We start from the raw sequence: 9,785 nt of genomic DNA, 5'->3' as shown, positions 1-9,785 counted from the left end.
GTGGTATTGATGTTCAGGTACTTTTTAAAGCTCAAATCAACTGAGTAAAAAGCACTTAACACCAACATTTGTGAATTGAAATCGAATGCTTTTACCGGGTTTTTAGAATTCGAGAAGTTATATACATTTGGAACATTTAAATAATCGGTTGTGGTAAAGCTCGAATTGTAACTGAAGTTGCGGGCATTACCACCACCAAAAGCACTGATTTCGAATAAATCGCCAATATTTTTATTGTACTTTAAAATCAATTGCGTATTGTTTTCGAACATGCTGCGGCGGTCTTCCCTGTAATCGCCCAAACCTTCTTCACGTCCGTATGGGTGAGCAGAAAACGGCATTTTCTCGGTCCTTAACTGATCGTAAGTAGAGATCTGCGTTTTCAGCAATACATCCAATCCTTTGGTTACATTGTAGTTTAGAGAGGCATAACCGTTAATATCGTTCTTTTTATGTCCGCGTAACCACTCGTAAGATAAAAAATAAGGGTTGTGGTAACGCTGGTACTCGGCGTAAATAGACTGGATTCCTTCTTTGCCCGGCTGCCAGTAGTTTTTCATATCGTCGATATTCCAGTCGGCACCGCCCCAAAGGGTCATGTTATAAATCACACTGTTCGGTCCATAATTTACATCAGGAATATTATCAGAAAACTGGCGGCTATAATTGATGTAGGCTTCGGCTCTTAATTTCGGACTGATGTTATACGAGCCACTCACATTAAAATTGTTGATGTTTAATTGTGTGTTCGGTATAATTCCTTTTTGATAATTATTGGAAATAGAAACCCTTAAATTATACTTATCTGTTGCAGAAGATAAGGCAACGTTGTTTGCAGAAAGCAATCCGGTTTGGATAAAACGCTTTAAGTTATCCTTTCCACGGGCTACCCAAGGCGTACCCTGGCGCACGCCGTTCACAATCGGGCTATCATATTGAGGAATCAACTGACCGTCGAATTTTGGTCCCCAGATATCGTAATCACCATCATTTAAGCCACCACCTTTTCCATCACCAAAAGCGTATGCACTGTGCTCACCTGGCCCGTACTCGTCCTGGCTTTTCGGCAAAGCGATAAACCCTTTGTTAAACTGCGTGCTCGAATTTAGTTCTACAGTAAAACCTTTGTCGCTCAGTTTACCTCTTTTAGTGGTGATTAATAATGCACCATTATAAGCCTGATAACCATAAAGTGCCGCTGCTGCCGGGCCTTTAAGCACGGTATAAGTATCAATATCATCGGGATTGATGTTCCAGGTATCCGAATTGATCGGCACCCCATCTACGACAACTAAATTAACATCGTTACCGCGAAGGTAAAGCGACGAACGGCCCAAAAGTTCTGAAGATACCCCAACAGTTAAACCGGCAACCTTACCCACCAATCCGTTTACCGGATTAGCTTCCCTGGCTTTTACCAGATCGGCTCCTTTTACCTCCTGAATGGCATAGCCCAGGTTTCTTTTCTCTTTACGGATACCGAGGGCGGTAACCACTACCTCATTTAAATTTTTCGAGTCTGTTTTTAAAGTTACGGTAAGGTTTGCGCCAGTAACCTGAACTTCTTGCGGAAGAAATCCGATCGAACTAAAAACAAGTGTTTCACCTGTTTTGGCATCAAGTGTAAAGCGGCCCGATAAATCGGTAGAAGTAGCTTTTTTAGTCCCTTTTACCATTACGCTAACGCCTGGGATCGGCTGCTGCGCATCGTCTTTAACCAGACCAGCTATTTTTGTTTGTGCCCAGGAAAAATAAGGCGTGAGGCACAGTAACAGCAAAGCTACCATGCACATCTTCATCTTGTAGAGATGTTTCATTTATCTATAATTTTTTTTAGGTTTTATAGATGCAATGATAAGATGTGTATGTTAGCCTAATGCCAACTTTTAGTTAACAAAATACCCTATTTTTGTTTAGTATTTGTTAACTAAATATTTTCTTAATGCTTTCTGCGGCATAGCCTGCACTAGCAGTCATTCCTTTACCGCCAATAGCTGTACGGATATGGATACGATCGTCGAGATCGTAAGTTACAATATGTTTTGTTGCGTGCTGCGGATAAAATCCGGCCCAGATACTTTGCAGTTTGCGCACATCGAAATCAACTATCCGGGCTGCTTCTTCGAGCATGAGCTCATTAATGTGGTGGCTTAAATCGAAACCCAGATCGTCGAAATGGTTTACATCGGCATACACATGCGAATCGCCAATAATGATCGTATTATCTGCAGCCTTTTTAAACAGGATATGGATACCCCATTTTTTTAGCTCTTCGTAATGCTCAGGGGTTTTAATGCTTTTGAAAGAAGGGCAATAGTGTTCAAAACTCTCGTAACGCCTGGTGGTTAGCCCTGTTAAAATATTACCTGTTAAAGCTACTTCTGGCATAGGTATACTGCGCATCATCTGCAGCTTACTAACCACAATACCGCTCTCACTAAACAGATCGGGATAAAGCAGTTTAAATTCGTAACCGTTACAGATAATGGCTTTCTCTGCCGTAAAAAGTTCAGTATTGTTTCTTAAACCTACTTCAACACCAGTGCCTTTGCTTTCGCAGGCGGTAACCGGACTGTTGTATTTAAGTGTGTATTGTGCAAACTTAGTCTGCATATATTCATGCAGGCGGTAGATCATTTGATCTGGTGCTACACTAATTTCCTGGGGGAAAAAGATGGCTTCTTTGGCATAAGAAGATTTAATAGCAGGATATTTCTTTAAAACCGCTTCCTGATTAAGCAATTCGGTTTCGTAACCGATGGTATCGTAATGTGCTTTCAGCTCATGGATTAAGGTCTGCTCATCGTTATCTGATGCGATGTACACACTACCATTTTGCTGCACGGAAATATCGAATTCCTGCTGAATCGATTTATAAATATCTAGGCCAGCCACACCATATTCGAACCACTCGGCTTCCATACCCGAGGGTACCACCTGACCAAAATTGCGTACCGTAGCGCCAACCGGAAAATTGTCTTTTTCGAGCTGTAGTACCGATTTGCCCGAAAGTAAAGCATGGTAAGCATGGAATGTTCCTAAAATCCCTCCACCAATTACAATAAGATCGAAATGTTTATTCATTGTTTATTTTTTGCTGATCTCAGGATATTTTTAATTCATCCAGACATCAATGTTGAGTTAATATTGTTTAGCTACTTTATCTTTTAAAAATTACGCGTCATTCCCGCGCAGGCGGGAATCTTAAAGCTTATTGCATTACGATTATACATAAGCTTTCTTTTCTTCATAAGCATTCATGAGCACTACTTGGTTCCCAGTCAAGTTGAGAATGACGATCTCTTGAGGACCTCCGCGCCCTATACTTCTACCATTTAAGAAATGTAAGAAACATATAAGCTTAAATGACCTTATATTCCTTACATGGCAAAAAATGACATCCAAAAAAAACATCTTTTCACTTTCCTGCTAAAATTACACTCCCAGCCGCCTGCATCTTTTTGTTTGTAACCAAAGTTTTTCTTCTAAAATAGATCAAAGAAAGTACACTACACACCCCGCCAATTAATGGTATAGCAAACAAACACTGTTTAAAAAAGTGCATCCAGCTGGCATTCGTATCACCGAACTCATGAAACAGGAGTATTGAAAAGCTACCTACGTAACCAATAGAATCGGCCACATACATAATAAAACCGATGTTGCTCTTGTAATGAAAATTGGCAATCATCCGTTCAAAGAAAATAGCATTATAGGGAATGTAGGCCATATACAGTCCCATTCCCAGTAAAGCCATCCAGCTAACAGGCCCAATGTAGCCCCTATCAAAAAAGAATGTACTTACGCCAATTAGCAAACAGCCCGAAATAATCATGATATGGATCACGGTAAAAGCTTTGAGGTTATCTTTAATCAGGATCAAAAGCCCCATCATTACCAAGACCACAACCGAAATCAGGGTATCAATCTGCGTGTAGATATGGTTGTTGTGAATACCTAAGCCATTCCAGATTTCTACTTCGAAATTATCGCGCATATCGCGGATACAGGTAAGCAGTACGTAGATGATAATGGTTAAGATGATACCTGGCAAAAATGTTGTGATAAACTTTCTGCGCTGTTTCGCATCCATTGGCACCCGCTTGGTACGTAACTCCTGATCTTCTTTTGAAGGCGGCGGAATAACCTCCAGACAAAAAACAAACAGGAACAGCGGAAGCAGAAAAACCAGTCCGGTAAGAAAAGGCATCCAATAATCGGTTACCAAAGCAAACGACATCAGCGTACGTGCTACAGTTTTAACAAAACCTGAGGCAAATATTAAACTGATCGACATCAACGCACCCATAAATTCGGTTGTTTTTCTTCCTTCCAAATAACTGAATACCAAACCCCAGATCATGCCCAAAGGGAAACCATTGAGGAAAAGAAATACAATATTGTAAGGAGCAGGTACCAAAGCAAATCCGAGCAGGGCTAGCCAAGAAAAAAGGATCAGAAAAATGATGCTCCTTGCCCGGTTACTTTTCCCCGATTCGGAAATAAAACGGATACCATAAAACTTACTTAAGGTATAACCTACCATTTGTGCAATAACCAACCAAACTTTATAATCGATATGCAGAAATTCCTGATGCTCAAAAGTAGCAGAAGCAAAAGCTTTACGAAAGGCATACATACTGGTATAACAACCAAATGCTGCTATGCCACCAAGCATTGTAATTAACCAATAAGGMCAATTAAGTGCTTTTTTGCGGGCAAGATGAAGCAAACTCATCCTAATATCAGCTTATTTTGTTTATCATACCGAGCACCACTAATTTGATTGACATATGTATTTTTTAAAAACACAATAGTAAACATTGTTTATTATTAGTAAACAATGTCAAGATTATCAAATTGTTAAATTTTTACCATGTAGGACTTGTATTTTATTTCGTAAAAGCCTCTAATACCGGCCTTCCTCTCCAACTTTGCGGTTGTTGCAGCCTCATTAACCAGGCCAGTGTTGCGGCTGTATCGTAGGTAATAATTGCATCTTTTAATTCGTGGTTTTTACGAATACCAGGGCCCGAAATAATCCACGGGATCTGCACTTCATCAAGCGATTTACCACCATGGCCTTTACCTTTACCACCGTGATCGGCAGTAACCAGGATAACGGTTTCATCAGCTATGCCTGCATCGTTAACCGCTTTTACAATTTTACCTATCCGCTGGTCTACCAACTCCAGTTGTTTATAATAAGCTGGTGTACGGTGACCGATTGAATGCCCTGTACCATCAGGCTCGTCTAAATGCAAAAAGGTAAAATAAGGTTTTTCTTTTTTGATAATCGCAACAGTGGTATCGGTGCAAAAATCATCTTTATCGTTTCCGCTAACGATGATGTTTACTGCTTCTTTTTCAAATAAATAACCAATCCCGCTCCAGCTATACACAATAGCCGTTTTAGCCTGTTTTTTTTGATCTCTGATTACACTAAATATCCCAGGGAACAAACCATAAGATGTGTTGGTGATGGATGGGATTTCGGGCACTTTACTGTCCCATTCGGTATAACCATGTTCGGTTGGTCCAGCACCCATTAATAAGGAAGCCCAGTTTACAGCGCTGGAAGATGGCAATACACAACGTGCCTGTGTAGTCCACGAGCCGTTAGCCATTAGTGCTTTAAGATTAGGCATATTCGCTTCGGGCAAAGCGTAACCACCAAAACCATCGCAACCAATTAAGACAACATGTTTAATTTTTCTTGATTGCGCCTGGGCAAATGCACATAAACAAAGTAACAGTAAAGTACTTTTCAAAAATCTTTTCATATTCATATTTTCTATTACCAAACCTAAGATTGGTTTATAAAGATKAAGATAAGTATTTGTTAAGTATTAATAAACTTTGTTTACATAAATGTTATTCAAAAAAATAAATCACCAGCATTAGCGCCCTGCTATCGCCAATATTAACCGGGGTGTGAGAAAGCCTTCCATCGAAAAGCATAGAGTCTCCTTTTTCGAGTATGATTTTCTTTTTCGAAAACTGATATTCTACCCTACCTTCTATCATGTATTTAAATTCGAAGGCTTCGGTTTTCACCATTGGGCGATGCGCATTCACCTCGAGCTCGAGCAGTACAAAATCGGCAGTCGAAAACTTAATATTCTTAGTTAAAATACGCGAGTAGTTAAAACCTACAGCCTGTTCTTTTTCGAACTTCTGGTACTGATCTTTTCGTTTCACCAGAACGGGGGCATCTTTTTTATGAAAATTGATATCCTTAAAAAAACTGTTCAGATCTATCTGCAGACTTTTAATAATATCCATTAATACCATTAAAGACGGAATGGTACGACTATTTTCGATTTGAGAGATCAGCCCCTTGCTTACCTCTGCTTTATCTGCAAGCTCCTGAACGGTAATCCCCAGTTCTTTACGTCTTTCTTTAATTTTAAGGCTAATCTGTAAAAGAATTTCTTCTTGCATATGCTAAAATCGTGTTAATAACGCTAATGTATTATTTTATTCCTACAATCTAAATCAACAATCGCATTAGTTACGGAATTACATTTTAACGTGCTTATAAAAACAATCGCCGCCTTTTTATGGCGGCGATAGCAAAAATTAACGGTAATGCCCGGGCACCCAATACCGACCGCCATGAGGGCCAATATTATAATGCCCGCGTACCCAGTGTGCCCTTGGTGCACGTGCGCTCACCACGCATGCACTAAAATTAACCGCCATAACCAATAAGAGTAATGCATTTACAATCCTTTTCATAACCTAACCTTTTAAAAGTGAAAAATAAATCAAGCTTTATGCTGTGTGTTTTATTTTGACGGAGGAAGGATAGAAAAGGTTTAATTGGTTATATCAGAAAGATTTTCAGCGTTTTCAAACGGTCGTCATCTACCGGAGCAACGCGAAGTGTTCCAAAGGAACTCCTTCGGAGGAGAGATCTATCTAGACAGATTTTGCTTCGCTGAGCCTTTGGGTTCTCGACTGCGTTGCACTCCGCTCGAAATGACGGCAACTTCAGAGAATTTTTACGCGTAGATTAATTCTGTCATTTATATTAATTTTTATAAAATTTATGGTTTGCGGCTTTTGCAGTAAATAGAATTCTCACCATGGGTGCCCATCGCCTCACAAAAAAAACGGCCCAACCTTGTTTAGGTCAGACCGTTGTATATTGATATTAAAAAAGATTAGAAACTATATCTTAATCCCAATTGCATCTGGTAACGTGAGGCAAAGAAATCTTTTGAATAAGAGGTTACATCTTTCTGTGCAAAGGTATATACCGGATATGCGGTTGGTGTACCTGCAGTTGCCACCTTAATACCTACACTTGCCATTGAATTATAAGTATTAGGAGAARAATATTGAATTCCCCAATCTTTATTTACCAAATTGGTGAGGTTAATAATATCGTAAGTTAAGGTAAGTACATGTGGATGCTTTCCTTTTGCCACCTGAATATCCTGAGAGAAGCGGAAATCGGCCTGAACATTCCAAGGGGTGCGTGCACCATTACGCTCTGTAAAATCGCCACGACGGGTACTTAAGTATTTATCGTTATTGATATAATCATCAAATGCGGCAGCTTGCGCAATTCCTGCTGCGTTGTTGGCAAAGAACTTTTGTGTTTCGYCTACAGCCGGAATATACATCAAACTTACGGTTTGGCCAGTTCCATTGATCCTGGTATTCACTAAACCCAATGAATAAGGAGAACCTGACTGGCCGCTGAAGAACAAGGAGAAGTTAGATACATATTTACCGTTTTTAGCCCAATCTAATCTGTAATTGATGGTCGAAATAATCCTGTTACGGATATCGAAATTAGAATAGGCCAAGCCTGGGTTATTTGGACTAAGGGCCTGGTTTAACTGCCAGTTAGATTCCATTGAATTACGGATACCATTGGCAATATCTTTCGATCGTCCGTAGGTATAAGCCACCATCATATCTAAACCGACAGGAAGTGATTTACTCACCTGAGCGGTTAAGCTATATTTATATCCTTTATCAGTGTTTGATAATAGGTAGGCATTGGTATATAAAGGATTAATTTTGGTGCCTGAATAAATAGGCTGCTGTTTCTGGGTATCATAAGCCATGTAAGTAGGATTATCCACATAGTTGATCTGCTGAAACTGCACATCTTTAATCACCTGACTAAAGATTCCCTCCACTGTAAATTTCCACTGGTCGTCTGTTTTATAATCGAAGGCTAAATTACTTCTCCATGCTTTTGGCATTTTAAAGTTATTATCCACCAAATCTACCTGTGTTGCACCTTTAGCATCTTTAACATTAACACCTTGATTAGTAACATAACCAGCTTCACCATTACCTGTTAAAGCATCTCTGATCGGATCGGTACCCGCTACTGGCTTTACAATTTTGGTAGGATCAGCATTGGCATAAACGTACGATTTATCGAAAGCGCCATAGTTTACACCATTGTTGTAATATGCATAACCGATCCATGCAAAAGGAACACGACTGGTAAACAAGCCGGTACCACCACGCATAACCAAACTTTGGTTACCCAACACATCGAAATTAAAGCCAACACGTGGAGAAATCTGGATTTTGTTCAGGAATTTCCCGGTAATTGATGATGGTTGTGTGTAAGTATAGGTTGTACCATAATTTGCATCAACCGGAGAATTAGTTGTTTTTGGACTCAGTGACGGCATATTGGGTAAATCAGCCATATCAAAGCGTAAACCCGGTGTTAATTTGAAACGGTCGCCAATACGGATTTCATCCTGACCATAAACACTGTACATGTTCACATTAAACTCTGCAGTTGGATTCGCAATAATGTGATCACGCGTATTGTCATCATAATTATAACTTGTACGTACCCTGTTTGGCTGGTTGGCCAAGAAATCGGCGATGCTGCTATAAGCCACACGGCCATTCCATGAGTTTACGAAACCATAGTTGATGTTATAAAACTCGTTGTGCGTACCAAAGGTAAAAGTATGGTTCCCCTTGCTGAAAGTATAGTTATCGGTAAATTCGAAAGTATTCTGTTTCATGTTGAAGATACTTGCCTCACGGTCGGTACCTAAAAACAATGTTCCTCCATTAGAAGCAATCTCAATCTGCGGCAAAGCCGGATTGGATAGCGGATCACGATAATCGTGAACGGTAGAATAACCTACAATTAAATTGTTGGTAGCTGAATTTCCGAAACGGGTTTTAAGATCGGCAACAGTTGATGTCTGATTATTGTTCTGTCTGAAATCGATACCGCCAAACCTGAAGTTAGACTGATCTCTTTCTAAGTTTGTTGCTTTCGAAATGATGGTATTATTTCTGATGGTTAGTTGGGTACTTTCACTGATGTTCCAATCTAAGCGGTTAAAGAATTTGTTAGACTGCGAATAGATGTTGTAATCGCCAAACGAACCGGCATCAACACCATAAGCTGTCTTCATGCGATCAGAAATCTGCTGTGCCTCAGTTAAGCTAAGCAATTTCATATCAGACGATCCTGCACCTAAAATTACCGGATCCTGACGGCGGGTAATCTCTTCATTGGTGAAGAAAAACAATTTATCTTTTATAATCGGAAAACCTACACGGAAACCCGTTTGGTAATCGTGAAAAGCGGAGGGCTCTTTGCTGTTATCGCCGATTTTATTTCTACCGATTAAAGAGGCGTTACGGCCATAACCATAAACCGAGCCTACCACCTCGTTGGTACCACCACGCGTAACAGCGTTAATGCTACCACCTAAAAAGTTACCCACTTTAACATCGTATGGAGAAAGTAAAACGGTAACATCCTGAATGGCATCTAA

General features: G+C 39.9%; 7 protein-coding genes. All 7 read right to left on the bottom strand.

From position 1 onward, the window contains the following. The coding region (locus AC1DPQ_RS08015; protein WP_477608713.1) for a carboxypeptidase-like regulatory domain-containing protein at positions 1 to 1,817 on the bottom strand (1,817 nt) is incomplete at its 3' end. 106 nt (positions 1,818 to 1,923) lie between these two features. Continuing rightward, positions 1,924 to 3,084 (bottom strand): TIGR03364 family FAD-dependent oxidoreductase, encoded by a 1,161-nt coding sequence (locus AC1DPQ_RS08010; protein ID WP_477579709.1) that lies wholly within the window; start codon positions 3,082 to 3,084, stop codon positions 1,924 to 1,926. A 334-nt stretch (positions 3,085 to 3,418) separates the two neighbouring features. Next, positions 3,419 to 4,678, bottom strand: coding sequence for a DUF5690 family protein (locus AC1DPQ_RS08005; RefSeq protein WP_477608711.1), 1,260 nt, complete (start codon positions 4,676 to 4,678; stop codon positions 3,419 to 3,421). A gap of 214 nt (positions 4,679 to 4,892) precedes the next feature. After that, positions 4,893 to 5,783, bottom strand: a complete 891-nt coding sequence (locus tag AC1DPQ_RS08000) for an alkaline phosphatase family protein (RefSeq protein WP_477579713.1) — start codon at positions 5,781 to 5,783, stop codon at positions 4,893 to 4,895. Between the two features lie 91 nt (positions 5,784 to 5,874). After that, positions 5,875 to 6,444, bottom strand: coding sequence for a helix-turn-helix domain-containing protein (locus AC1DPQ_RS07995; protein ID WP_477579715.1), 570 nt, complete (start codon positions 6,442 to 6,444; stop codon positions 5,875 to 5,877). 138 nt (positions 6,445 to 6,582) lie between these two features. After that, the gene (locus AC1DPQ_RS07990) at positions 6,583 to 6,741 is read right to left on the bottom strand and encodes a hypothetical protein (RefSeq protein WP_167346157.1); all 159 of its coding nucleotides are present in this window, start codon (positions 6,739 to 6,741) and stop codon (positions 6,583 to 6,585) included. A gap of 428 nt (positions 6,742 to 7,169) precedes the next feature. Next, on the bottom strand, positions 7,170 to 9,785 hold a 2,616-nt coding region (locus tag AC1DPQ_RS07985; protein WP_477608709.1), incomplete at its 5' end, for an outer membrane beta-barrel protein.

This window comes from Pedobacter sp. 01T416_2, assembly GCF_056398925.1.
The sequence above is the reverse complement of the archived record's forward strand: the minus strand, read 5'-3'. Positions and strand labels throughout refer to the sequence as shown.